Genomic DNA, 24,168 nt, shown 5'->3' on the forward strand with positions numbered 1-24,168 from the left:
TCCAGGTAGCGCTCCCTGGCCTTCCCGACCAGCTCCTTTTGCCACCGATCTAAAAAGGGGAAGAGAGTAGACGTGCTCGACGTCAACTTCTTCGATGAGCTCCGCATCGGTCTCGCGACCGCGGACGACATCCGCCAGTGGTCTTTTGGCGAGGTCAAGAAGCCCGAGACCATCAACTACCGCACGCTCAAGCCCGAGAAGGACGGCTTGTTCTGCGAAAAGATCTTCGGTCCCACCCGGGACTGGGAGTGCTACTGCGGCAAGTACAAGCGCGTGCGCTTCAAGGGCATCATCTGTGAGCGCTGCGGCGTCGAGGTGACCCGCGCGAAGGTGCGTCGTGAGCGCATGGGCCACATCGAGCTCGCCGCTCCGGTCACGCACATCTGGTACTTCAAGGGCGTCCCCAGCCGGTTGGGCTACCTGCTCGACCTGGCTCCCAAGGACCTCGAGAAGATCATCTACTTCGCCGCCTACGTCATCGTGGGCGTGAACGCGGAGCTGCGCCACAACGACCTGCCGACGCTCGAGAGCGAGATGCAGGTCGAGCGCAAGCGCGTCGAGAACCGCCGCGACGCCGACGTGGAGGCCCGCGCCCAGAAGCTCGAGGCCGACCTGGCCGAGCTCGAGGCCGAGGGCGCCAAGTCCGACGTGCGCCGCAAGGTCAAGGAGGGCGGCGAGCGTGAGATGCGCCAGCTCCGCGACCGCGCCCAGCGCGAGCTGGACCGCCTCGACGAGATCTGGTCCACCTTCACCAAGCTCGAGCGCGCCCAGCTGATCGCGGACGAGCTGCTCTACCGCGAGCTGTACGACCGCTACGGCGACTACTTCACCGGTGCCATGGGCGCGGAGGCCATCCAGAAGCTCCTGGGTGACTACGACGTCGACGCCGAGGCCGACATCCTGCGCGAGACGATCCGCAGCGGCAAGGGCCAGAAGAAGCTGCGTGCGCTCAAGCGCCTCAAGGTCGTTGCCGCCTTCCAGGCGACCCGCAACAACCCGCAGGGCATGGTGCTGGACTGCGTCCCGGTCATCCCGCCGGACCTGCGCCCGATGGTGCAGCTCGACGGTGGCCGCTTCGCGACGTCCGACCTGAACGACCTGTACCGCCGCGTCATCAACCGCAACAACCGCCTCAAGCGACTGATCGACCTCGGCGCGCCCGAGATCATCGTCAACAACGAGAAGCGGATGCTGCAGGAGGCCGTCGACGCGCTGTTCGACAACGGCCGCCGCGGCCGTCCGGTCACCGGACCGGGCAACCGCCCGCTGAAGTCGCTGTCCGACCTGCTGAAGGGCAAGCAGGGCCGGTTCCGCCAGAACCTGCTCGGCAAGCGCGTCGACTACTCCGGCCGTTCGGTCATCGTGGTCGGCCCGCAGCTCAAGCTGCACCAGTGCGGTCTGCCCAAGCAGATGGCCCTGGAGCTGTTCAAGCCGTTCGTGATGAAGCGGCTCGTGGACCTCAACCACGCGCAGAACATCAAGTCCGCCAAGCGGATGGTCGAGCGTGCGCGCCCGGCCGTGTGGGACGTGCTGGAAGAGGTCATCACCGAGCACCCGGTGCTGCTCAACCGCGCACCCACGCTGCACCGCCTCGGCATCCAGGCCTTCGAGCCGCAGCTGGTCGAGGGCAAGGCCATCCAGCTGCACCCGCTGGTCTGCGAGGCGTTCAACGCCGACTTCGACGGTGACCAGATGGCGGTCCACCTGCCGCTGTCCGCCGAGGCGCAGGCCGAGGCCCGCGTCCTGATGCTGTCGTCGAACAACATCCTGTCCCCGGCGTCCGGCAAGCCGCTGGCCATGCCGCGTCTGGACATGGTGACGGGCCTGTACCACCTGACCCGTCACAAGCCCGGCGACATCGGCGAGGGCCACTCGTACTCGTCGCCTGCCGAGGCCCTGATGGCGTTCGACCGCAAGGTCCTGGGCCTGCAGTCGATGGTGAAGATCCGCGTCTCCGACAAGAACCCGCCCAAGGGCCAGGAGCCCGAGGGCTGGGAGCCCGGTCAGCCGTGGCTCGCGGAGACCACGCTGGGTCGCGTGCTGTTCAACGAGATCCTGCCGCAGGACTACGCCTTCATCAACGAGGTCATGCCCAAGAAGCGGCAGGCCATCATCATCAACGACCTGGCCGAGCGGTACCCGATGGTCACCGTCGCCCGGACGCTGGACAAGCTGAAGGACGCCGGCTTCCACTGGGCCACCCGCTCCGGTGTCACGGTCGCGATCTCGGACGTCCTCGTGCCCGCGGCGAAGCAGGACATCCTCGAGGAGCACGAGCGCCTCGCGGACGCCGTCGAGAAGCGCTACCAGCGCGGTCAGCTCTCCCACGAGGAGCGCAACTCCGAGCTGGTCAAGGTGTGGACCAAGGCCACCGAGCAGGTCCACGAGATCATGGAAGACAACTTCCCCGAGGACAACTCGATCCGCGTCATCGTGCAGTCCGGCGCCGCCGGCAACATGACGCAGGTCCGTTCGCTCGCGGGTATGCGTGGTCTCGTGACCAACCCGAAGGGTGAGTACATCCCGCGCCCGATCAAGAACTCGTTCCGCGAGGGCTTGTCGGTGCTCGAGTACTTCATCGCGACGCACGGTGCCCGCAAGGGTCTGGCCGACACCGCGCTGCGCACCGCCGACTCGGGTTACCTGACCCGTCGTCTGGTGGACGTCTCGCAGGACGTCATCATCCGCGAGGTCGACTGCGGCACCACGCGTGGCGTGAACATGACCGTCGGCGAGCAGCTGGGCGACAAGGTCGGCCTGCACGAGTTCGCGCAGACGTCGGTCTACGCCCGCACGGTCGCGGACGACATCCACGACGCCCAGGGCAACCTGGTGCTGAACCGCGGTGACGACCTCGGCGACCCGGCTCTGCAGTCGCTGGTCGAGGCCGGCATCCTGCGGGTCAAGGTCCGCTCGGTCCTGACCTGCGAGTCCGCGGTCGGTGTGTGCGCGTCCTGCTACGGCCGCTCGATGGCCACCGGCCAGCTGGTCGACGTCGGCGAGGCCGTCGGCATCGTCGCCGCCCAGTCGATCGGTGAGCCGGGTACGCAGCTGACGATGCGCACCTTCCACCAGGGTGGTGTGGCCGGTGACGACATCACGACCGGTCTGCCGCGTGTCCAGGAGCTCTTCGAGGCCCGCGTCCCGAAGGGCAAGGCGCCGATCGCCGACGTCGACGGCCGCGTCCGCATCGAGGACGGCGACCGCTTCTGGAAGATCACGCTGATCCCGGACGACGGTTCCGAGGAGATCGTGTTCGAGAAGCTGTCGAAGCGTCAGCGTCTCGCCAACACGGCCACCGGCCCGCTGCAGGACGGCGACCACGTGGCCGTCGGCCAGCAGCTGCTGGAAGGTACTCCGGACCCGCACGAGGTCCTGCGCGTCATGGGCCCGCGCGAGGCCCAGCTGCACCTGGTGCAGGAAGTGCAGAAGGTGTACCGCGCCCAGGGTGTGGCGATCCACGACAAGCACATCGAGGTCATCGTCCGGCAGATGCTCCGCCGGGTCACGATCATCGACTCGGGTGCGACGGAGTTCCTCCCGGGCTCGCTGGTCGAGCGCGCGGACTTCGAGTCGGGCAACCGCGCCGTCGTCGCCGAGGGTGGCGAGCCGGCAGCCGGCCGTCCGGTGCTGATGGGTATCACGAAGGCCTCGCTGGCGACCGACTCGTGGCTCTCCGCCGCGTCGTTCCAGGAGACCACGCGTGTGCTGACCGACGCCGCCATCAACGGGCGTTCGGACAAGCTGATCGGTCTGAAGGAGAACGTCATCATCGGTAAGTTGATCCCGGCAGGTACGGGCATCAACCGCTACCGCAACATCCAGGTCCAGCCGACCGAGGAGGCGCGTGCCGCTGCGTACGCGATCCCCTCGTACGACGACGGGTACTACACCCCGGACGTCTTCGGCACGGGCACGGGTGCCGCGGTGCCGCTGGACGACTACGACTTCGGTCGCGACTACCGCTAGTCGGTGGTGTTGGAACGGCCCCCGGAGCCTCGCGCTCCGGGGGCCGTTCCCGTTCTCGGCGGTGGGTGGGGCCTGCGCGGCAGGGACCTGGGCTACCTGGACTGCTGGGCCAGCACGGGAGCCGGTGGGAGCGGAGGACGTGCCCCGGGCTTCTTCTTGCGCCGCCCGTACGTCAGGAACCGCAGCAGCACCTCCAGCGGCCCGCGGATGCCCGCGAGGTGCATGCCGAGCGACAGCACGACGGTCGCGAGCCAGGTGAGCAGACCGACGAGCGAGGCTTCCGCGACGCCGATCCGGTAGCCGAGGCCGCCGATCGTGAACACCAGCGTCCACGACACGGACTGCAGGACGTAGTTGGTCAGCGAGCGCTCACCGGTCGCGGCGATCGCCACCATCAGCAGGTTCGGCTTCTTCACGCGGGCCGAGATCCAGCCCATCAGCGCTGCGTAGCCGAGGCCGCCGGGCAGGACGCTGACGGTGTGCAGGACGACGAGCGGCATCGGCACGCCCGGCAGCACCTGCGCGACGGTCAGGGCGAGCGGCAGGCTGCCGACGATCATGAAGCCGATACCGCCGATCGCCACGTTCCGCAGGAACCGCACGTGCCGGTCCGGCTCCATGAGCATCTTGTGCCGTGCGGCCCACATGCCCAGCACCACGGGCACCAGCACCGCCGCGGGCCACGCCACCGAGTGCAACGCCCAGGTGGCGATCCCTTCGGGGAACACCCCGTCGACCTTGATGACGCGGAACGCCGACAGCACGACGTAGGCCAGGTACACGACCATCCACCCGCCGGCGAGCGCGAGCAGCGACCGGTCGCGCCACACCATCGTGCCGACCAGGACCAGCCCGAGCAGGCCGTAGGTGCCGAGGATGTCCGCCTCGAACAGGAAGTGCGCGTGCAGGCCGCCGAGCACGATCATCCAGAAGCAGCGCTTGACGACGGTCCAACGCGCTGCGGGCCACGTGGGCTGCCGACCCGCCAGCTGGACCAGCCCGTAGCCGAACAACGCCGCGAACAGCGGCAACGGCTGTCCGTCGACGAAGACCATCTGCACGCCGGCGACCGCGAGGTCGAGCGAGTCGCCGTCCGTCGGGTAGTTGCGGTGAGTGGTCGGATGCCCCCGGATGAACTGATGCGCGTGGGAGAGCGCGATCAGCATCAACATCAAGCCGCGTGCCAGGTCAGGCGCCAGCGACCGCTTGCTCACCGTGTTCATCCGAGTCCCCAGGGTCAACAGCACCCATCGAGGTGCTGACCTGGGAATATACGTGACAGAAGCTTCACGTTTCAGCGGTTTGCGAGGCCGTCCAGGCGAAGTGTGGCGGAGTCGTCTCGGTGGCTACCGGTGGTGCCGACGTGCTTCGCGCTGATCTCCGGTCCGTTCTTCAGGACGTGGAACAACGCCATTCCGTGACCGCGGCCCAGGTCGTGGTCCGTCTTCAGCCACTCCAGGAAGACGCCCGCCTTGGTCGTGGCGTCGTAGCCCCGCTCGGCGGCCGCGGCCAGCAGTTCGGCAGGGGTCTTGCCGGTCTTCTTCTCCGCACCGTCGAGGTAGGCCTGGAAGGACATCGTGGTCTCCGTTCGTCTGGTGGAGCCGAGCCTAGGACAACTACCTTTGTCTTGACAAGAAAATTTGTCGGTAAAGCTTGAGGGGTGCGGAGGTGGGCCGGGCTAGCGGCGGCGGGCGCGGGCCAGTGCGCGGGCGCGGATGACGAGGTCGTCCACCAGGTGCTCGTCGACCAACGGCGGCACGCCGCTCTCGTCGGTGCAGCAGCGGGGCTTGGTGCGCTTCTCCGACAGCCGGGGTCGCACGCCGGCCATCTCGTACAGCGCCTCGTAGAGGTCGACCCCCGGGTCGTCGTCGTGCGGGCCCACCAGGAGCACCCACACGACGTCGGGGGAGGGGAAGGCGACGACCACGCGGTCGGCGCCGCGCAGGTGCTTCACGCACAGGCGCGGCAGGGGTTCCGGGCCCGTGACGCGGTAGCCGAGAGCGGCGCAGCCGGAATGGGCCAGTTCGTCGAGGAAGCGTTCGTAGGCCAAGCGGGCACGGCCGCGCAGGCCGTTGGCCTGGGCGTGGGCGGTGTGGGTCTCTGCTACCTGGATCAAGCTGTGCGGACCACGCGTCCCTTGCCGTTGCGCATCTCGTCGAGGGAGGTGGCGAGGTCGGACCTGTCGAGCAGGGACTGGTCGCTGAGACGGCGGTGGACCTCGTCGATGAGGCCGCGGGTCTTGCCGGCGCGGCGGAGGTCGGCGACGAGGTGCAGGACCTCGTGCAAACGCACGGTGTCGAGCAGCATGCGCGGTTCTCGGCTGTGGATGGCCAGCACGCCTTCGCGGGCCCAGGCCTTCACGGTCTTCTCGGTGAGGTCGAGGAGCTCGCCCGCCACCACGGGACGTACCGGTGGGGCCTGGCGGAGGGTCTTGGCCACCACGCCGTCGAGGCGGCGGCGGCGTTCGTCGTCTTCGGAGAGGGATGAGGCTACGGCCTCGATCTCCTCGATCGTGTCGAAGAGATCGCGGATCTGGGCGGCCTCGGTCGCTACGGACATGGCTGCACCTCCCTTTGACTACCGATTATCCACCTGTTTTTCGGTAGTCGTCAACGGCCCCGGAGCAGACGCCCGGGGCCGTCGCGCAGATCAGGAGGAGAAGAACAGGCCGCCGAGGCCGCGGTGCTTGCGGTGGCCGTAGCCGTAGCCCGCGTGGCCGCCGTGGTGGTGGTGGACCTGCTGCGGTGCGGCACCCCAGGCGGGCTGGGCCGGCGCCGGGTAGGCAGCGGGCGGCGGGGCGACGGGCGGCGGAGCCTGCATCTGGGCCTCGAGGCGCGTGATCGACTCGAGCTCGCCGTAGTCGAGGAAGACCCCGCGGCAGCCGTCGCACTGCTCGATGTGGACGCCCATGCGGTCGAACGTGCGCATGTTCGCATGACACTTGGGACACTGCATCGTGGTGAGCCTCCTGCGGTGGGACCGGACAAAACGATATTAGCCGCGGTCACTGCTCCCGTACGTCGTGATGATCCGACGACAGGCCTCAACCAGCGGTTCCACTGCCTGCAGCCCGGACATGAGCGCCCGGGCCGCCATTTGCACAACGTACGCCTGGGCCGGGATGTTGAGCGCTTCCCACTCGGATGTCGGCAGCGCCACACCCCCCGTTTCGCGGTAGGCGTTCAGGAACCGCGCCCACAGGTCGGCGGGCAGGACCCCGGCCGCGAACAACGCCGCAGGTCGGGCCAGGTCCCAGACCGGATCCCCGACTCCCAGGTCGTCCACGTCGATGAGCCGCCAGGCACCCCGGTGCACGAGCTGCCCGAGGTGCCAGTCGCCGTGGATGAGGGCCTTCGCCGACATGTCGAGGGGCGGCAGCACCTCGAACGCCCTCAGCACCACATCGGCGTGCGGCAACTCCGGCGGCAACGCCTTGATAGCGCGCACGATCCGTTCCGGCGCACCGGCCACGGGACCCTGCGCGGGCAACGCGTGCAACTTCGCCAGCAGTGCCGCACTTTCCTCCCAGGGCGCGGCATCGGGATCCGCCTGGCTCACCGGCGTCCCGTACGGCCACACCGTCACGGGCCGGTCGTCCACGAACTGCAACGGCATCAGCGGCGGCAGCACCAGTTCCGGGTGCGCCGCCGCGATGTCCAGCCGCTGCCGCAGCGCCTCGACGTCGGTGTCCGCGGGCAGCGCCTTGACCACCACGTCGCCGACGCGCACCACCACGACGTCGCCGCGGTCGCCGCCGAGCACCTCCGGGTCGGCGGGGGAGCCGGTCAGCGAGGCCATTGCCGCGATCAGGTCGTCCACGCGCGCAAGTCAATCAGGTCCTGCTGATGCAGATCGTCCTCACCGGCTGCGTGTACGTCTTCGAGTCGTCGCCCGCGCACAACGCCCGGTCGGACTTCCCGTCCACGACCTTCGTGACCTTGCGGGTCCCCGCGCCGCATTTCACTCGTTCGAAGTACTGGTTGACCGCTTTCAGGCAGTCACCTTCCTTCACGTTGAGCACGTAGCAGAGACGCGTGTTGCCGTTCTTCTTCGACCTGCCCGACGACTCCGTCAGGTAGTCGCCGGTGGGACACATCGTGCGCCGCTCACGGGAGGAGACGCGGTACACGGCCTCCTGCGACGAACAGTCGACCTCGGCCATGTTGACGCTCGTGTCGTTCAGGTCGATCTGCTTGGCGCACTCACCGACGCCGGCCTGCTCCGCACAGCCCGCACACCCGGTCGCGGCCAGCACCAGGGCGGCGACCAGCACCGCGGACTTCACGCCTTCTCCAGGCAGACCGTCATCGCGGGGTCGGGGTAGACGCGGGCCTCGCGGTCGCCGCACAGCGCCCGGTCGTGGGCGCGGGCCACCTTGAACACCCTCTGCGCACCGCTGGTGCCGCACGCGACGCGCTCGTGGAAGGCGTCGCCCCGCTTGAAGCAGTCGCCCTCCGCCGCGTTGAGGACGAAGCAGAAGTACTTCCTGCCGCCGCTCTTGCCCGCTGCCCGCTCGGAGCGCGCGAGGTAGTCGCCCTCGGGGCACCCGCGCTTCCGATCGAGGCGCACGAGCCGGTAGGCCGCCTCCCGCGCTGTGCAGTTCGTCTCATCCATGTCGAACCCGCCCTCCGACTCGGCGACCGGCTCGGCGCAGTCACCGACCTCCGGTTCCGACAGCTGCTCGGGGATGAAGATGATCGCCGGAACGATCAGCACCAGGCTGAAGAACGTCACGACACCACGCATGTACCACTTCTCGAAGCCGCTCGCCTGCGACAAGGTCGTTCCCCCCGCAACGTGTTGATCAAGCGCACCATGTCTACTGCAGGCGGCGCTGCGGTACCCCCGTTTTGACCCAGGTAGACGTGGGCGGGTATCTTTGCTACTCGTGCCCGACCCATGTCGGGCCGCTCCGCGTGCCCGTGAGGCCGCGGTGTCCTCCACTCGCAGGGGCAGTTGAACTGTTGCCTGCGGACCTGGGGAGAGGGCGACACGCCCGACCTCGGGTGCAGAGAGGGAACAAGAAACACGAGGGTGAACCGCGAGGGAATCCCGCAAGACGGAAGAAGCAGCCGGCGAATGCCAACGATCCAGCAGCTGGTCCGCAAGGGCCGCCAGGACAAGGTGGCGAAGCAGAAGACGGCGGCCCTCAAGGGCTCGCCGCAGCGGCGCGGTGTGTGCACCCGCGTTTACACCACCACCCCCAAGAAGCCGAACTCCGCACTGCGCAAGGTCGCTCGCGTGAAGCTGACCAGCGGTATCGAGGTCACGGCGTACATCCCCGGTGAGGGTCACAACCTCCAGGAGCACTCGATGGTGCTCGTGCGCGGTGGTCGTGTGAAGGACCTCCCGGGTGTTCGTTACAAGATCATCCGTGGCTCTCTCGACACCCAGGGTGTCAAGAACCGCAAGCAGGCTCGCAGCCGTTACGGCGCGAAGAAGGAGAAGAGCTGAGATGCCCCGCAAGGGACCGGCCCCCAAGCGGCCGCTGATCTCCGACCCGGTCTACAGCTCGCCGCTGGTGACCCAGCTCATCAACAAGGTGCTGGTCGACGGCAAGCGCTCGGTGGCCGAGAAGATCGTCTACGAAGCGCTCGAGGGTGCACGCGAGAAGACCGGCACCGACCCGGTCGTCACGCTGAAGCGCGCGCTCGACAACGTCAAGCCGGCCCTCGAGGTCAAGAGCCGCCGCGTCGGTGGCGCGACCTACCAGGTCCCGGTCGAGGTCAAGCCCGGCCGCTCCACCACGCTGGCGCTGCGCTGGCTGATCACCTTCTCCCGGCAGCGCCGTGAGAAGACCATGGTCGAGCGTCTGATGAACGAGCTGCTCGATGCGAGCAACGGTCTCGGTGCGAGCGTCAAGCGCCGTGAGGACACGCACAAGATGGCCGAGTCCAACAAGGCCTTCGCCCACTACCGCTGGTGATGTGACGCCCGGTTCCGCGAGGAACCGGGCTCTCCCGGCCCTAGTGAGCTCACCAAGCTCAAGACAGGGGAAAGACCCGTGGCACAGGACGTGCTCACTGATCTTGCCAAGGTCCGCAACATCGGGATCATGGCCCACATCGACGCGGGCAAGACCACGACGACTGAGCGGATCCTCTTCTACACGGGGATCAGCTACAAGATCGGCGAGGTTCACGACGGCGCTGCCGTGATGGACTGGATGGAGCAGGAGCAGGAGCGCGGCATCACGATCACGTCGGCCGCGACGACCTGCTACTGGAAGAACCACCAGATCAACCTGATCGACACGCCCGGCCACGTCGACTTCACCGTCGAGGTCGAGCGCAACCTGCGCGTCCTCGACGGCGCCGTTGCCGTCTTCGACGGCAAGGAGGGCGTCGAGCCGCAGTCCGAGCAGGTCTGGCGGCAGGCGACCAAGTACGACGTCCCGCGCATCTGCTTCGTCAACAAGATGGACAAGCTCGGCGCGGACTTCTACTTCACCATCCGCACCATCTCCGAGCGCCTGGGCGCCAAGCCCCTCCCGATCCAGATCCCGATCGGTGCCGAGAGCGACTTCATCGGCGTCGTCGACCTGATCGAGATGCGCGCGCTCACGTGGCGTGGCGAGGTCCAGAAGGGCGAGGACTACGCGATCGAGGAGATCCCCGCGGATCTCGTCGAGCGTGCGCAGGAGTTCCGCGAGCAGCTCCTCGAGGCCGTCGCCGAGACCGACGACGAGCTCACCGAGAAGTACTTCGAGCAGGGCGACCTGTCCGTCGAGGAGATCAAGGCCGGCCTCCGCAAGATCGTTGCCGAGGGCACCGCCTACCCGATCCTCTGCGGCTCCGCGTTCAAGAACAAGGGCGTCCAGCCCATGCTCGACGCGGTGATCGACTTCCTGCCGTCGCCGCTGGACCTCCCGCCGGTCGAGGGCACGCTGCAGGACGGCGAGACCGTCGTGTCGCGCAAGGCCTCCTCCGAGGAGCCCTTCTCGGCGCTGGCGTTCAAGATCGCCGTGCACCCGTTCTTCGGCAAGCTGACCTACATCCGGGTCTACTCGGGCAAGGTCGCCTCCGGCACCCAGGTCGTCAACGCGACCAAGGACCGCAAGGAGCGCATCGGGAAGATCTTCCAGATGCACGCCAACAAGGAGAACCCGGTCACCGAGGCCATCGCCGGTCACATCTACGCCGTGATCGGTCTGAAGGACACGACGACCGGTGAGACCCTCGCCGACCCGGCGAACCCCATCGTCCTCGAGTCGATGACGTTCCCCGAGCCGGTCATCCAGGTCGCCATCGAGCCCAAGACGAAGGCCGACCAGGAGAAGCTGGGCACCGCGATCCAGAAGCTGGCCGAGGAGGACCCGACGTTCCGGGTCAACCTCGACCAGGAGACGGGCCAGACCATCATCGCCGGCATGGGCGAGCTCCACCTGGACATCCTGGTGGACCGCATGCGCCGCGAGTTCAAGGTCGAGGCCAACATCGGCAAGCCTCAGGTGGCGTACCGGGAGACCATCCGCAAGGCGGTGGAGAAGTACTCCTACACCCACAAGAAGCAGACCGGTGGCTCCGGCCAGTTCGCGAAGGTGCTCGTCACCGTCGAGCCGCTGGAGAAGAAGGAAGACGGCGCGCTCTACGAGTTCGTCAACGCCGTCACCGGTGGCCGCATCCCCCGCGAGTACATCCCGTCGGTCGACGCGGGTGCGCAGGACGCGCTGCAGTACGGCGTGCTGGCGGGCTACCCGCTGGTCGGCGTGAAGGTGACGCTGCTCGACGGCGCCTACCACGAGGTCGACTCCTCGGAAATGGCGTTCAAGATCGCTGGTTCGATGGCCCTCAAGGAAGCCGCCCGTCAGGCGTCTCCCGCGATCCTCGAGCCGCTGATGGCCGTCGAGGTCACGACGCCCGAGGACTACATGGGCGACGTGATCGGCGACCTGAACTCCCGCCGTGGCCAGATCCAGGCCATGGAGGAGCGTAGCGGTATCCGTGTCGTCAAGGCGCTGGTCCCGCTGTCGGAAATGTTCGGGTACGTGGGTGACCTGCGGTCCAAGACCCAGGGTCGCGCCAACTACTCGATGGTGTTCGACTCCTACGCAGAGGTTCCCGCGAACGTCTCGAAGGAGATCATCGCGAAGGCGACTGGGGAATAGCCCCACACCGGAGCACCGCAGTTCCACCGCGGGCTCTCCGGGGTTGATTCCCTGGGGTCCGCTACTTTTTGACCCTGACGTGTAAGTCCGGCCGGCCGCCACCTAGCCGGCCGGACCAGCAAAATAAGTCCAGGAGGACAATCCAGTGGCGAAGGCGAAGTTCGAGCGGACGAAGCCGCACGTCAACATCGGCACCATCGGTCACATCGACCATGGCAAGACCACGCTGACCGCGGCGATCTCCAAGGTTCTGCACGACGCGTACCCCGATGTGAACGCTTCGTTCGCGTTCGACCAGATCGACAAGGCGCCGGAAGAGAAGCAGCGCGGCATCACGATCTCGATCGCGCACATCGAGTACCAGACGGAGAACCGTCACTACGCGCACGTCGACTGCCCCGGGCACGCCGACTACATCAAGAACATGATCACCGGTGCGGCGCAGATGGACGGCGCCATCCTGGTGGTCGCGGCGACCGACGGCCCGATGCCGCAGACGAAGGAGCACGTCCTCCTGGCCCGCCAGGTCGGCGTCCCCTACATCGTCGTCGCGCTGAACAAGGCCGACATGGTCGACGACGAGGAGATCCTGGAGCTCGTCGAGCTCGAGGTCCGCGAGCTGCTCTCCGAGTACGAGTTCCCGGGCGACGACCTGCCGGTCGTGCGCGTTTCGGCGCTGAAGGCGCTGGAGGGTGACGAGACCTGGGGCAAGTCCGTTCTCGAGCTCATGAACGCCGTCGACACGGCGATCCCGGAGCCCGAGCGCGAGACCGACAAGCCGTTCCTCATGCCCGTCGAGGACGTCTTCACGATCACCGGCCGCGGCACCGTCGTGACCGGTCGTATCGAGCGCGGCATCATCAACGTGAACTCCGAGATCGAGATCGTCGGCATCAAGGAGCAGTCGAAGAAGACGACTGTCACCTCGATCGAGATGTTCAAGAAGTTCCTCGACGAGGGTCGCGCCGGTGACAACGCCGCGCTGCTGCTCCGCGGCATCAAGCGCGAGGAGGTGGAGCGCGGCATGGTCATCGTCAAGCCGGGCACCACGACCCCGCACACCGAGTTCGAGGCGCAGGTCTACATCCTGTCCAAGGACGAGGGTGGCCGCCACACGCCGTTCTTCAACAACTACCGTCCGCAGTTCTACTTCCGCACGACGGACGTGACCGGCGTTGTGACGCTGCCCGAGGGCACCGAGATGGTCATGCCGGGTGACACCACCGGTATGTCGGTCAAGCTGATCCAGCCGATCGCCATGGACGAGGGCCTCCGCTTCGCGATCCGCGAGGGTGGCCGCACCGTCGGCGCCGGCTCGGTCACCAAGATCATCAAGTGACCTAGCTCGACCCAGTTCGGCGACAGGCCGGGCCAGCGGACCCCGTTGGCCCGGTCTTCGTCGTTTCTTCGGGCGAACTGTGCGGCAGCTCACGCCGGGCAGTTCGCCGGGAACCGGGGAACGAGTACGCGTCGGCGAATCCCTTGCCGGACAATGGAACCGGCGCCGCCGTCGCTCCACGCACGACGGACGGGGCAGCTCGCCGGTCAAGATCCGGACGTGATCTGGGACCAAGTCGCCCACCCCGATTTGGAGTGCCTCACGACCGTGTGGCATTCTTTACGGGTTGCTCGACGAAGGCCGGGTCGCATCCGTGCGTGCTCGAACCCTTCGACCGAGCGTCCGCGCCCTGTTAGTGAACGCCTCCTTGCGGAGATGGGCATCAGGGTGCATGGGCTGTGGTAGGCCCAATCCCACCGGGGAGACCTTGCGTGGGACCGGTATGCGCACCGGGCGCGACACGCCCGACCGCGTGGACCGGGCACCATGACACTTCAACAGGGGCGGAGCGCGCCAAGAGGCTGTAACAGGCCTCATCCGAGGCACCGCACCGCAGCGGTTACGAGAAGCAGAGGAACGGCAAGCCATCATGGCGGGACAAAAGATCCGCATCCGGCTCAAGGCCTACGACCACGAGGCGATCGACGCGTCTGCGCGCAAGATCGTTGAGACCGTGACGCGCACCGGCGCTCGGGTTGTCGGGCCCGTGCCGCTGCCCACTGAGAAGAACGTGTACTGCGTCATCCGCTCGCCGCACAAGTACAAGGACTCGCGCGAGCACTTCGAGATGCGCACGCACAAGCGGCTGATCGACATCCTCGACCCGACGCCGAAGACGGTGGACGCGCTCATGCGCATCGACCTGCCGGCCAGCGTCGACGTCAACATCCAGTAAGCGTTGGGCGCGGAGAGTAACGGACCAATGTCTGACAGGCAGATGAAGGGCATCCTGGGCACCAAGCTCGGCATGACTCAGGTCTTCGACGAGAACAACCGGGTCGTCCCGGTGACCGTCGTCAGGGCTGAGCCCAATGTCGTGACCCAGGTTCGCACCGAGGAGAAGGACGGCTACACCGCCGTCCAGCTGGCGGCCGGCGCGATTGACCCGCGCAAGGTCAACAAGCCCGTCGCGGGCCACTTCGCCAAGGCCGGGGTCACGCCCCGTCGCCACCTGGTGGAGCTGCGCACGGCGGACGCCGGCGAGTACACGGTCGGCCAGGAGATCACCGCTGAGGTGTTCGAGGCCGGCGCTGTTGTCGACATCACCGGCACCAGCAAGGGCAAGGGCACCGCGGGTGTCATGAAGCGCCACAACTTCCGGGGCCTCGGCTCCAGCCACGGCACCCAGCGCAAGCACCGCTCGCCGGGTTCCATCGGTGGCTGCGCCACTCCGGGTCGCGTCTTCAAGGGTCTGCGCATGGCCGGCCGCATGGGCCACGAGCGCGTCACGACCCAGAACCTGAAGGTGCACAAGATCGACGCCGAGAACGGCCTGCTGCTCATCAAGGGCGCTGTTCCCGGCCCCAAGGGTGGTCTGGTGTTCGTCCGGACTGCCGCGAAGGGTGGTGCCTGATGTCGACGGTTGAGATCCGTACGCCGGACGGTGCGTCCGCCGGCACGGTCGAGCTCCCCTCGGCTGTCTTCGACGCGCAGGCGAACGTCGCGCTGCTGCACCAGGTCGTGGTGGCCCAGCAGGCCGCCGCTCGCCAGGGCACGCACTCGACGAAGACCCGCGGCGAGGTCTCCGGTGGTGGCAAGAAGCCGTACCGCCAGAAGGGCACCGGTCGCGCCCGCCAGGGTTCGACGCGTGCTCCGCAGTTCGCCGGCGGTGGCGTCGTCCACGGCCCGCAGCCGCGTGACTACTCGCAGCGGACGCCCAAGAAGATGAAGGCCGCCGCTCTGCGTGGCGCCCTCTCCGACCGGGCCCGCGCCAACCAGGTGCACGTCGTGTCCGGCCTGGTGGACGGGGACACCCCGTCGACCAAGACCGCGCGCAAGGTCCTGGAGTCGGTCACCCAGGCCCGTCGCGTTCTCGTGGTGCTCAACCGCACCGACGAGGTCGCGTGGGTCAGCGTGCGCAACCTGCCGCACGTGCACGTGATCGCGCCCGACCAGCTCAACACCTACGACGTGCTCGTCAACGACGACGTGGTGTTCACCAAGGACTCGCTCGACGTGTTCCTCGCCAGCAAGGCCCAGTCGGGTTCTGGCTCGGCCGAGGCCACGGCGACCGTGGTGGACGAGGAGGCCTCGAAGTGATCCCCGACCACAGGGACGTCCTGCTCGCGCCCGTGATCTCCGAGAAGTCCTACGGACTGCTCGAGGAGAACAAGTACACCTTCCTGGTGGCTCCGGGCTCGAACAAGACGCAGATCAAGATCGCCGTGGAGAAGGTCTTCGGCGTGAAGGTCGTCAGCGTCAACACCATCAACCGGCAGGGCAAGCGCAAGCGCACCCGCACCGGGTTCGGCAAGCGCAAGGACACGAAGCGCGCGATCGTGACCCTGTCTTCGGACAGCAAGCCGATCGAGATCTTCGGCGGCCCTGCCGCCTGATGACGAGGACTGCGTAGAGATGGGCATTCGCAAGTACAAGCCGACGACCCCCGGTCGTCGCGGTGCGAGCGTCTCCGACTTCGCCGAGATCACTCGGTCGACTCCGGAGAAGTCGCTGATCCGTCCGCTGCACAAGCTGGGCGGCCGCAACGCGTCGGGCAAGATCACCACGCGGCACAAGGGTGGCGGTCACAAGCGGGCATACCGCCTGATCGACTTCCGTCGCAACGACAAGGACGGCGTGCCGGCCAAGGTCGCTCACATCGAGTACGACCCCAACCGCACCGCGCGCATCGCGCTGCTGCACTACGCGGACGGCGAGAAGCGCTACATCATCGCCCCGGAGAAGCTCAAGCAGGGTGACACGGTTGAGAACGGCCCCAAGGCCGACATCAAGCCGGGCAACAACCTGCCGCTGCGCAACATCCCGGTCGGTTCCGTGATCCACGCGATCGAGCTCCGCCCCGGCGGCGGCGCGAAGATCGCCCGCTCCGCCGGTGCCTCGGTGCAGCTCGTGGCGAAGGACGGCCCGTACGCCCAGCTGCGGATGCCTTCGGGCGAGATCCGCAACGTGGACGTGCGCTGCCGCGCCACGCTCGGCGAGGTCGGCAACAAGGAGCACCAGAACATCAACTGGGGCAAGGCCGGCCGCATGCGGTGGAAGGGCAAGAAGCCCACCGTCCGCGGTGTCGCCATGAACCCCGTTGACCACCCGCATGGTGGTGGTGAAGGTAAGACCTCCGGTGGTCGCCACCCGGTCAACCCGGCTGGTAAGCCCGAAGGCCGTACCCGCCGCCGTAAGCCAAGCGACAAGCTCATCGTCCGGCGTCGTCGCACCGGTAAGAAGCGCTGAGCAGGGAGGGAGTGAAGGATGCCTCGCAGCCTTAAGAAGGGTCCCTTCGTCGACGACCACCTGCTCAAGAAGGTGGACGTCCAGAACGAAGCGGGCAAGAAGACCGTCATCAAGACGTGGTCCCGCCGGTCCACGATCATCCCGGACATGCTCGGCCACACCATCGCGGTGCACGACGGTCGCAAGCACGTCCCGGTGTTCGTGACCGAGGCGATGGTCGGGCACAAGCTGGGCGAGTTCGCCCCGACCCGCACCTTCAAGGGTCACATCAAGGACGACCGGAAGTCTCGTCGCCGCTAGGCGTCGAACTGAGAAGAGCAAGGGAAAAGCAGCGATGAACGCCCGTAAGGACGCTGAGGCGCAGGAGTTTCCGCGCGCCGTGGCTCGGGCTCGCTACGTCCGCGACACCCCCATGAAGGTCCGTCGCGTCGTCGAGCTCATCAAGGGTCGTAACGCCAGCGAGGCCCTGGCCGTGCTCCAGTTCGCGCCCCAGGCCGCCTCTGAGCCGGTCGCGAAGGTGCTCGCCAGCGCCATGGCCAACGCCGAGAACAACCTGTCCCTGGACCCCGCCACCCTCTGGGTGTCGGCGGCCTTTGTGGACGAGGGTCCGACCCTCAAGCGTTTCCGCCCGCGTGCCCAGGGCCGCGCGTACCGGATCCGCAAGCGGACGAGCCACATCACCATCGAGGTGGAGTCTCGTCCCAAGAAGACCAGCGCGAAGGGAACGCGGTAGTGGGCCAGAAGATCAACCCGCACGGCTTCCGGCTGGGGATCACCACCGACTGGAAGTCCCGCTGGTACGCAGACAAGCAGTACGCCGAGTACGTGGCGGAGGACGTCAAGATCCGCCGCCTGCTCAGCAAGGGCATGGAGCGTGCCGGCATCTCCAAGGTGGAGATCGAGCGGACCCGTGACCGGGTGCGCGTCGACATCCACACCGCCCGGCCGGGCATCGTCATCGGCCGTCGCGGTGCCGAGGCGGACCGCATCCGCGGTGAGCTCGAGAAGCTCACCAAGAAGCAGGTCCAGCTGAACATCCTCGAGGTCAAGAGCCCCGAGTCGGACGCGCAGCTCGTGGCACAGGGTGTCGCCGAGCAGCTGTCCAACCGCGTCGCCTTCCGGCGCGCGATGCGCAAGGCCATCCAGTCGGCCATGCGTTCGCCGCAGGTCAAGGGCATCCGCGTGCAGTGCGGCGGTCGCCTCGGCGGCGCCGAGATGTCCCGCTCGGAGCACTACCGCGACGGCCGCGTGCCGCTGCACACGCTCCGCGCCAACATCGACTACGGCTTCTTCGAGGCCCGCACCACGTTCGGCCGGATCGGCGTGAAGGTGTGGATCTACAAGGGCGACATCGTCGGTGGCATCTCCGCCAAGCGCGCGCTCGACGCGGCTGCGCCTTCGCAGGCCGACCGCGCCCCGCGCCGCGACCGTGGCGAGCGTCCGAACCGGGCCCGTCGCTCCGGTGCCAGCGGCACCACCGCGACGAGCACCGAGGCCGGCCGTGCCGCAGCTGACGCTTCCGCGTCGGCCGAGGCCCCGGCTGCTGCAGAGAAGACGGAGAGCTGAGTCATGCTCATCCCTCGTAGGGTCAAGCACCGCAAGCAGCACCACCCCAAGCGGTCGGGTGCTGCCAAGGGCGGCACGAAGGTCACCTTCGGCGAGTACGGCATCCAGGCTCTCGAGCCGGCGTACGTCACCAACAGGCAGATCGAGTCCGCTCGTATCGCCATCACGCGCCACATCCGTCGTGGCGGCAAGGTCTGGATCAACATCTTCCCGGACCGTCCGCTGACGAAGAAGCCGGCCGAGACCCGCATGGGTTCCGGTAAGGGTTCGCCGGAGTGGTGGGTGGCCAACGTCAAGCCGGGTCGCGTCCTCTTCGAGATGGCCTTCCCGAACGAGCAGGTCGCTCGCGAGGCGCTCCGCCGCGCGATCCACAAGCTCCCGATGAAGTGCCGCATCGTTACGCGTGAGGGTGGTGAGTTCTGATGGCAGCGGGTACCACCGCTTCCGAGCTGCGTGAGCTCACCGAGGAAGAGCTCGTGTTGCGTCTGAAGGAGTCGAAGGAAGAGCTCTTCAACCTTCGCTTCCAGATGGCCACGGGCCAGCTCGACAACAACCGGCGGCTGCGCACGGTCCGGCACGACATCGCCCGGATCTACACCGTGATGCGGGAGCGGGAGCTCGGACTCTCCGCTTCGCCGGATTCCACTGGTGAGGGTGCGGCATGACCGAAAGCAACGAAGTCCAGACCGAGAAGCGCAACGACCGCAAGGTCCGCGAGGGCCTCGTCGTGTCCGACAAGATGGACAAGACGATCGTCGTGGCGCTCGAGGACCGCAAGAAGCACCCGCGTTACTCCAAGATCATGCGCTCCACCACCAAGGTGAAGGTGCACGACGAGGAGAACGCGGCGGGCGTCGGCGACCGCGTCCTGCTCATGGAGACCCGACCGCTGTCGGCGACCAAGCGCTGGCGGCTCGTCGAGATCCTCGAGAAGGCCAAGTAAGTCCTTTCTAGACAGACCGAGCCCGTCGGGTCGGAAATCCGGCGGGCCAGGAATGGTCAGGAGCAAGTAAGTGATTCAGCAGGAGTCGCGGCTTCGTGTCGCCGACAACACTGGTGCGAAGGAAATCCTTTGCATCCGTGTTCTCGGTGGTTCGGGCCGCCGCTACGCGGGCATCGGCGACATCATCGTCGCGACCGTCAAGGACGCGATCCCCGGTGCCGGCGTGAAGAAGGGTGACGTCGTCAAGGCCGTCATCGTCCGCACCGTCAAGGAGCGCCGTCGTCCGGATGGCTCGTACATCCGCTTCGACGAGAACGCCGCCGTGCTCATCAAGAACGACAACGAGCCCCGCGGCACCCGCATCTTCGGCCCGGTCGGTCGTGAGCTGCGCGACAAGAAGTTCATGAAGATCATCTCGCTGGCTCCGGAGGTGCTCTGACCATGAAGGTGAAGAAGGGCGACACGGTCGTCGTCATCGCCGGCAAGGACAAGGGCGCGAAGGGCAAGGTCATCCAGGCCTACCCGGAGACCGGCAAGGTCCTGGTCGAGGGCGTCAACCGGATCAAGAAGCACACCAAGATCACGCAGACCCAGCGTGGCGCGCAGTCCGGTGGCATCGTGACCCAGGAAGCCCCGATCAACGTCTCCAACGTGATGGTGGTCGACTCGGACGGCAAGCCGACCCGTGTTGGTTACCGTACGAGCGACGAGGGCAAGCGGGTCCGCATTTCCCGTCGTAACGGGAAGGACATCTGATCATGACTACCGCAGAGAAGATCATCCCGCGGCTCAAGACGCGCTACCGCTCGGAGATCACCGGCGAGCTGCAGAAGCAGTTCAACTACGCCAACGTGATGCAGATCCCGGGCGTCGTGAAGGTCGTCGTCAACATGGGTGTCGGCGACGCCGCCCGTGACGGCAAGCTGATCGAGGGTGCCGTCAAGGACCTCTCGATCATCACCGGCCAGCGCCCCGAGGTCCGTCGGGCCCGCAAGTCCATCGCGCAGTTCAAGCTGCGCGAGGGCATGCCGATCGGCGCGCGCGTCACGCTGCGCGGCGACCGCATGTGGGAGTTCCTGGACCGCCTGCTGACGATCGCTCTCCCGCGCATCCGCGACTTCCGCGGTCTCTCGGGCAAGCAGTTCGACGGCAACGGCAACTACACGTTCGGTCTGAACGAGCAGTCGATGTTCCACGAGATCGACCCCGACTCGATCGACCGTCCCCGCGGCATGGACATCACCGTCGTCACCACCGCCACGAACGACGAGGAGGGCCGGGCGCTGCTGAAGCACCTGGGCTTCCCGTTCAAGGAGAACTGAGTCGATGGCCAAGAAGGCGTTGATCAACAAGGCCGCGAAGAAGCCGAAGTTCAAGGTCCGGGGCTACACCCGGTGCCAGCGTTGCGGCCGCCCCCACGCGGTGTTCCGCAAGTTCGGCCTCTGCCGGATCTGCCTGCGCGAGATGGCTCACCGCGGTGAGCTGCCTGGCGTGAGCAAGTCCAGCTGGTAATTCCAAGCTCCACTACTTCGCTGTAGGCCCGCACACGACCGTCCCGCGCCTCCCTCCTCGGGGGAGGCCGGGTCTGGACCCTGAGCGGCGAACCGCAGCGAGAAAGGTTGACCAGGTCACCATGACGATGACCGACCCGATCGCAGACATGCTCACTCGTCTGCGGAACGCGAACTCGGCTTACCACGACAAGGTCGTGATGCCGCACTCGAAGCTGAAGGCCAACATCGCCGAGATCCTCAAGCGCGAGGGCTACATCGCCTCGTACCGCGACGAGGAGGGCGAGGTCGCGAAGAACCTCGTCGTCGAGCTGAAGTACGGCCCGAACCGTGAGCGCAGCATCGCCGGCCTCCGCCGCGTGTCGAAGCCCGGCCTGCGCGTGTACGCGAAGTCCACCGGCCTGCCGCGAGTTCTCGGCGGTCTTGGTGTGGCGATCATTTCGACCTCTGGCGGTCTCATGACCGACCGCCAGGCCAACAAGGCAGGCGTGGGCGGAGAAGTCCTCGCCTACGTTTGGTAAGGGGGAGTAGACATGTCGCGCATCGGTAAGCAGCCGATCATTGTCCCCTCCGGGGTCGACGTGAACATCGCCGGCCAGGACGTCAGCATCAAGGGCCCGAAGGGCACCCTGACGCTGACGATCGCTGAGCCGATCAGCCTGGAGAAGGCTGAGGACGGCACGCTCGAGGTGAAGCGTCCGAACGACGAGCGCCGCAACCGCGCGCTCCACGGCCTGTCGCGCACGCTGGTGCACAACATGGTCGTCGGCGTGACCCAGGGTTACGAAAAGAAGATGGAGATCCACGGCGTCGGTTACCGCGTCGCGCTCAAGGGCTCTGAGCTCGAGTTCGCGCTCGGTTACTCGCACCCCGTCAAGGTGGAGGCCCCCGCGGGCATCACCTTCGCGGTCGAGACCCCGACCCGCTTCTCCGTTTCGGGTATCGACAAGCAGCTGGTCGGTGAGGTCGCCGCCAACATCCGGAAGCTGCGCAAGCCCGACCCGTACAAGGGCAAGGGCGTCCGTTACTCGGGCGAGAAGATCCGTCGCAAGGTCGGAAAGACGGGTAAGTGACATGAGCGAGTCGACTGTTACGAAGCGCAAGCCGGTGGGCAAGGACATCTCCACCAGGCGTCGTGTTGCGAAGGCCCGTCGCCACTTCCGCCTCCGCAAGAAGGTCAACGGTACCGCCGAGCGTCCGCGCCTGGTCGTGCACCGTTCGTCGAAGCACATCACCGTGCAGATCATCGACGACCTCAAGGGCCACACGATCGCGTCCGCGTCCTCCATGGAGGCCGACGTCCGTGCCCTCGAGGGCGACAAGAAGGCCCGTGCGGCCAAGGTCGGCCAGCTGGCCGCGGCCCGTGCCAAGGACGCCGGCGTCACGGCGGTCGTGTTCGACCGCGGCGGCAACGCGTACCACGGCCGCATCGCCGCTCTGGCTGACGCCGCTCGCGAGGCGGGGCTGGAGTTCTGACAATGATCATTACCGGAATTGAGAGGGACGCCTGATGCCAGGACGTACGCGTCGCGAAGGCGGCGGGGGCGAGCGCGGAGAGCGCCGCGACCGTCGTGACGGCGGCCGCGGCGGCGCGGCCCAGGAGAAGACCCCCCACCTCGAGCGCGTGGTTGCGATCAACCGCGTCTCCAAGGTGGTCAAGGGTGGTCGTCGGTTCAGCTTCACCGCCCTCGTGGTGGTGGGTGACGGCGACGGCATGGTCGGCGTCGGCTACGGCAAGGCCAAGGAAGTTCCCGCGGCCATCGCCAAGGGTGTCGAGGAAGCGAAGAAGAACTTCTTCCGCGTTCCCCGCATCGCCGGCACCATCCCCCACCCGATCCAGGGTGAGAAGGCCGCTGGTGTGGTCCTGCTGCGTCCGGCCTCGGCCGGTACCGGTGTCATCGCGGGTGGCGCTGTCCGCGCCGTCCTCGAGTGCGCCGGCGTGCACGACGTGCTGTCGAAGTCGCTCGGCTCCGACAACGCGATCAACATCGTGCACGCGACCGTGGCGGCCCTCAAGGGTCTGCAGCGTCCCGAAGAGGTCGCGGCCCGTCGTGGCCTGCCCCTCGAGGACGTGGCTCCCGCCGGCATGATCCGCGCTCGCGCGGGCCAGGGGGTCTGATCATGGCTCAGCTGAAGATCACCCAGGTCCGCAGCACCATCGGTACCAAGCACAACCACCGCGAGTCGATGCGCACCCTCGGGCTGCGCAAGATCCGCCAGTCGGTCGTGCGTGAGGACACCCCCCAGGTTCTCGGCCTGATCAACGCCGTGCGCCACCTGGTGGTTGTCGAGGAGGTCCAGTCGTGACCATCAAGATTCACGATCTGCGTCCGGCCCCCGGAGCCAAGACCGCCAAGACCCGCGTCGGTCGTGGTGAGGGCTCCAAGGGCAAGACCGCCGGCCGCGGCACGAAGGGCACGGGCGCTCGCAAGAACGTCTCGCCGCGCTTCGAGGGTGGCCAGATGCCGCTGCACATGCGGCTGCCGAAGCTCAAGGGCTTCCGCAACCCGTTCCGCACCGAGTACCAGGTCGTGAACGTGTCCGACATCGCTGCCTCGTTCCCCGAGGGCGGTTCGGTCGACGTTCCGGCGCTGGTCCTGGCCGGGCTGGTCCGCAAGGGCTCGCTCGTCAAGGTGCTGGGCAACGGTGAGGTCAGCGTCAAGCTGGACGTCACCGCCGACAAGTTCTCCAAGTCCGCTGTGGAGAAGCTGGCCGCTGCTGGTGGTTCTTCCACCGTGGCGTCCTGACGTTTCCTTCCGGGACGTTGTCGAAGGGCCCCGAGGCTTTCGCCTCGGGGCCCTTCGGCGTTGCCGGGGGTTGAGCTGTTCCTGTTCGGCGCGGGTCGGGACGAAGCGTCAGGTGGCGATCGGGGCTTGACCTCGAGCCTCCGGCGGATGCTGAGTCGACCGAAAAGGCCGGGCTGAAAAGCGCCGGCCGTGCCTGAGAGGGAGCATCCCGCCCCTTGAGGTAGAGCCTCAACCGCCTTCGTCGGCGCCGACCGCTACCCGAAGCGCATAGTTACAGACGGCTCGCTCCGCATCGCCACGCCAGGCTGCGTGCGTGGCCGGGCTGCGATTGCGGCTGTTCGGTTGAGTGCTCGCGCCGGGTCTGGGTGCGTGGCCGCCTCGCGTTGGCGAGTGCCGCTGGTCCCTCGCGGCTGACACCCGCTCCGCTTCCCGTGCTGCTCGCCCTGCCCTTGCCGAGGCCTGCGGTCTCACCCGCGCCTCGGCCGGCGACGCGCGGGCGGGTTCGCTCTACGGGGATTTCTGCGGGAACAACGGAGGCGGCGCAAACGTTCGCGAGCGGCGTAATGGCTGCTGGTAGC

At 67.2% G+C, this 24,168-nt stretch carries 34 protein-coding genes; 26 read left to right on the plus strand and 8 right to left on the minus strand.

Going from position 1 to position 24,168, the window contains the following annotated elements; all coding sequences use genetic code 11:
- The first annotated feature begins 72 nt into the window (after positions 1-72).
- The gene (locus BLQ91_RS01135) at positions 73-3,969 is read left to right on the plus strand and encodes a DNA-directed RNA polymerase subunit beta' (protein WP_090094691.1); all 3,897 of its coding nucleotides are present in this window, start codon (positions 73-75) and stop codon (positions 3,967-3,969) included.
- A 92-nt stretch (positions 3,970-4,061) separates the two neighbouring features.
- Here the strand turns inward: BLQ91_RS01135 and BLQ91_RS01140 are convergent, their stop codons facing one another.
- From BLQ91_RS01140 to BLQ91_RS01175, 8 genes are all read right to left on the minus strand, one after another.
- Positions 4,062-5,192, minus strand: coding sequence for a DUF418 domain-containing protein (locus BLQ91_RS01140; protein ID WP_090094692.1), 1,131 nt, complete (start codon positions 5,190-5,192; stop codon positions 4,062-4,064).
- Between the two features lie 71 nt (positions 5,193-5,263).
- Entirely contained in the window at positions 5,264-5,545 is a 282-nt protein-coding gene (locus BLQ91_RS01145) for a DUF4287 domain-containing protein (protein ID WP_090094693.1), read from the minus strand.
- Positions 5,546-5,647: 102 nt separating this feature from the next.
- On the minus strand, positions 5,648-6,085 hold the full coding sequence (locus BLQ91_RS01150) for a hypothetical protein (RefSeq protein ID WP_090094694.1): 438 nt from the start codon (positions 6,083-6,085) through the stop codon (positions 5,648-5,650).
- The gene (locus BLQ91_RS01155; RefSeq protein ID WP_090094695.1) at positions 6,082-6,528 is read right to left on the minus strand and encodes a hypothetical protein; all 447 of its coding nucleotides are present in this window, start codon (positions 6,526-6,528) and stop codon (positions 6,082-6,084) included. The genes BLQ91_RS01150 and BLQ91_RS01155 overlap by 4 nt, the downstream gene beginning before the upstream one ends.
- Before the next feature lie 90 nt (positions 6,529-6,618).
- Positions 6,619-6,924: a TFIIB-type zinc ribbon-containing protein gene (locus BLQ91_RS01160; protein WP_090094696.1), complete on the minus strand. Its 306-nt coding sequence runs from the start codon at positions 6,922-6,924 to the stop codon at positions 6,619-6,621.
- Between the two features lie 39 nt (positions 6,925-6,963).
- On the minus strand, positions 6,964-7,788 hold the full coding sequence (locus BLQ91_RS01165; RefSeq protein WP_245732939.1) for a phosphotransferase family protein: 825 nt from the start codon (positions 7,786-7,788) through the stop codon (positions 6,964-6,966).
- A gap of 13 nt (positions 7,789-7,801) precedes the next feature.
- Positions 7,802-8,254 (minus strand): LppU/SCO3897 family protein, encoded by a 453-nt coding sequence (locus tag BLQ91_RS01170; RefSeq protein WP_090094697.1) that lies wholly within the window; start codon positions 8,252-8,254, stop codon positions 7,802-7,804.
- Positions 8,251-8,748 (minus strand): hypothetical protein, encoded by a 498-nt coding sequence (locus tag BLQ91_RS01175; RefSeq protein WP_090094698.1) that lies wholly within the window; start codon positions 8,746-8,748, stop codon positions 8,251-8,253. Before BLQ91_RS01175 ends, BLQ91_RS01170 begins: the two co-directional genes overlap by 4 nt.
- A gap of 300 nt (positions 8,749-9,048) precedes the next feature.
- Here BLQ91_RS01175 and rpsL point away from each other — a divergent pair, with 300 nt between their 5' ends.
- The 25 genes from rpsL to rplO all read left to right on the plus strand — a co-directional run bounded on the left by rpsL (position 9,049) and on the right by rplO (position 23,590).
- The gene (gene rpsL, locus BLQ91_RS01180) at positions 9,049-9,423 is read left to right on the plus strand and encodes a 30S ribosomal protein S12 (RefSeq protein WP_030473471.1); all 375 of its coding nucleotides are present in this window, start codon (positions 9,049-9,051) and stop codon (positions 9,421-9,423) included.
- Between the two features lies 1 nt (position 9,424).
- Complete coding sequence (gene rpsG, locus BLQ91_RS01185; protein ID WP_065915967.1) at positions 9,425-9,895, plus strand: 30S ribosomal protein S7; 471 nt, start codon at positions 9,425-9,427, stop codon at positions 9,893-9,895.
- A 78-nt stretch (positions 9,896-9,973) separates the two neighbouring features.
- Positions 9,974-12,076 carry an elongation factor G gene (gene fusA, locus BLQ91_RS01190; protein WP_090094699.1) on the plus strand — a complete coding sequence of 701 codons (2,103 nt, stop codon included), beginning with the start codon at positions 9,974-9,976 and terminating at the stop codon, positions 12,074-12,076.
- A 145-nt stretch (positions 12,077-12,221) separates the two neighbouring features.
- Positions 12,222-13,415, plus strand: coding sequence for an elongation factor Tu (tuf, locus tag BLQ91_RS01195; protein ID WP_090094700.1), 1,194 nt, complete (start codon positions 12,222-12,224; stop codon positions 13,413-13,415).
- A gap of 589 nt (positions 13,416-14,004) precedes the next feature.
- Positions 14,005-14,310 carry a 30S ribosomal protein S10 gene (rpsJ, locus tag BLQ91_RS01200; RefSeq protein WP_003938093.1) on the plus strand — a complete coding sequence of 102 codons (306 nt, stop codon included), beginning with the start codon at positions 14,005-14,007 and terminating at the stop codon, positions 14,308-14,310.
- A gap of 27 nt (positions 14,311-14,337) precedes the next feature.
- Positions 14,338-14,988 carry a 50S ribosomal protein L3 gene (gene rplC / locus BLQ91_RS01205; RefSeq protein ID WP_090094701.1) on the plus strand — a complete coding sequence of 217 codons (651 nt, stop codon included), beginning with the start codon at positions 14,338-14,340 and terminating at the stop codon, positions 14,986-14,988.
- On the plus strand, positions 14,988-15,674 hold the full coding sequence (rplD, locus tag BLQ91_RS01210) for a 50S ribosomal protein L4 (RefSeq protein ID WP_090094702.1): 687 nt from the start codon (positions 14,988-14,990) through the stop codon (positions 15,672-15,674). Before rplC ends, rplD begins: the two co-directional genes overlap by 1 nt.
- Positions 15,671-15,970: a 50S ribosomal protein L23 gene (rplW, locus tag BLQ91_RS01215; RefSeq protein WP_090046572.1), complete on the plus strand. Its 300-nt coding sequence runs from the start codon at positions 15,671-15,673 to the stop codon at positions 15,968-15,970. Before rplD ends, rplW begins: the two co-directional genes overlap by 4 nt.
- 19 nt (positions 15,971-15,989) lie before the next feature.
- Positions 15,990-16,823, plus strand: coding sequence for a 50S ribosomal protein L2 (gene rplB / locus BLQ91_RS01220; RefSeq protein WP_089949047.1), 834 nt, complete (start codon positions 15,990-15,992; stop codon positions 16,821-16,823).
- 18 nt (positions 16,824-16,841) lie between these two features.
- The gene (gene rpsS, locus BLQ91_RS01225; protein WP_030478300.1) at positions 16,842-17,123 is read left to right on the plus strand and encodes a 30S ribosomal protein S19; all 282 of its coding nucleotides are present in this window, start codon (positions 16,842-16,844) and stop codon (positions 17,121-17,123) included.
- 34 nt (positions 17,124-17,157) lie between these two features.
- A complete protein-coding gene (rplV, locus tag BLQ91_RS01230) occupies positions 17,158-17,556 on the plus strand; it encodes a 50S ribosomal protein L22 (protein ID WP_090094703.1) in 399 nt (132 codons plus the stop codon).
- Entirely contained in the window at positions 17,556-18,389 is an 834-nt protein-coding gene (gene rpsC, locus BLQ91_RS01235; RefSeq protein ID WP_090094704.1) for a 30S ribosomal protein S3, read from the plus strand. The genes rplV and rpsC overlap by 1 nt, the downstream gene beginning before the upstream one ends.
- Positions 18,390-18,392: 3 nt before the next feature.
- On the plus strand, positions 18,393-18,812 hold the full coding sequence (gene rplP / locus BLQ91_RS01240) for a 50S ribosomal protein L16 (protein WP_030473461.1): 420 nt from the start codon (positions 18,393-18,395) through the stop codon (positions 18,810-18,812).
- Positions 18,812-19,054 carry a 50S ribosomal protein L29 gene (gene rpmC / locus BLQ91_RS01245; protein WP_090094705.1) on the plus strand — a complete coding sequence of 81 codons (243 nt, stop codon included), beginning with the start codon at positions 18,812-18,814 and terminating at the stop codon, positions 19,052-19,054. Before rplP ends, rpmC begins: the two co-directional genes overlap by 1 nt.
- Positions 19,051-19,332 (plus strand): 30S ribosomal protein S17, encoded by a 282-nt coding sequence (gene rpsQ, locus BLQ91_RS01250; RefSeq protein WP_089949051.1) that lies wholly within the window; start codon positions 19,051-19,053, stop codon positions 19,330-19,332. Before rpmC ends, rpsQ begins: the two co-directional genes overlap by 4 nt.
- 70 nt (positions 19,333-19,402) lie before the next feature.
- Positions 19,403-19,771 (plus strand): 50S ribosomal protein L14, encoded by a 369-nt coding sequence (gene rplN, locus BLQ91_RS01255; protein WP_030478306.1) that lies wholly within the window; start codon positions 19,403-19,405, stop codon positions 19,769-19,771.
- A gap of 2 nt (positions 19,772-19,773) precedes the next feature.
- Entirely contained in the window at positions 19,774-20,088 is a 315-nt protein-coding gene (gene rplX / locus BLQ91_RS01260) for a 50S ribosomal protein L24 (RefSeq protein WP_090094706.1), read from the plus strand.
- 2 nt (positions 20,089-20,090) lie between these two features.
- Positions 20,091-20,654, plus strand: coding sequence for a 50S ribosomal protein L5 (gene rplE / locus BLQ91_RS01265; protein ID WP_090094707.1), 564 nt, complete (start codon positions 20,091-20,093; stop codon positions 20,652-20,654).
- Positions 20,655-20,658: 4 nt separating this feature from the next.
- Positions 20,659-20,844: a type Z 30S ribosomal protein S14 gene (locus tag BLQ91_RS01270; protein ID WP_030473455.1), complete on the plus strand. Its 186-nt coding sequence runs from the start codon at positions 20,659-20,661 to the stop codon at positions 20,842-20,844.
- 121 nt (positions 20,845-20,965) lie between these two features.
- Positions 20,966-21,364 carry a 30S ribosomal protein S8 gene (rpsH, locus tag BLQ91_RS01275; protein ID WP_030473454.1) on the plus strand — a complete coding sequence of 133 codons (399 nt, stop codon included), beginning with the start codon at positions 20,966-20,968 and terminating at the stop codon, positions 21,362-21,364.
- 12 nt (positions 21,365-21,376) lie between these two features.
- On the plus strand, positions 21,377-21,916 hold the full coding sequence (gene rplF, locus BLQ91_RS01280; RefSeq protein WP_090094708.1) for a 50S ribosomal protein L6: 540 nt from the start codon (positions 21,377-21,379) through the stop codon (positions 21,914-21,916).
- A gap of 1 nt (position 21,917) precedes the next feature.
- Positions 21,918-22,319, plus strand: a complete 402-nt coding sequence (rplR, locus tag BLQ91_RS01285) for a 50S ribosomal protein L18 (RefSeq protein WP_090094709.1) — start codon at positions 21,918-21,920, stop codon at positions 22,317-22,319.
- A 34-nt stretch (positions 22,320-22,353) separates the two neighbouring features.
- Complete coding sequence (gene rpsE, locus BLQ91_RS01290) at positions 22,354-22,962, plus strand: 30S ribosomal protein S5 (protein WP_053733140.1); 609 nt, start codon at positions 22,354-22,356, stop codon at positions 22,960-22,962.
- Between the two features lie 2 nt (positions 22,963-22,964).
- On the plus strand, positions 22,965-23,150 hold the full coding sequence (gene rpmD, locus BLQ91_RS01295; protein WP_090094710.1) for a 50S ribosomal protein L30: 186 nt from the start codon (positions 22,965-22,967) through the stop codon (positions 23,148-23,150).
- Complete coding sequence (gene rplO, locus BLQ91_RS01300) at positions 23,147-23,590, plus strand: 50S ribosomal protein L15 (protein ID WP_090094711.1); 444 nt, start codon at positions 23,147-23,149, stop codon at positions 23,588-23,590. The genes rpmD and rplO overlap by 4 nt, the downstream gene beginning before the upstream one ends.
- Positions 23,591-24,168: the final 578 nt, after the last annotated feature.

Source organism: Lentzea jiangxiensis, from assembly GCF_900104175.1.
In the GTDB taxonomy this organism is placed as follows: Bacteria; Actinomycetota; Actinomycetes; order Mycobacteriales; family Pseudonocardiaceae; genus Lentzea; species Lentzea jiangxiensis.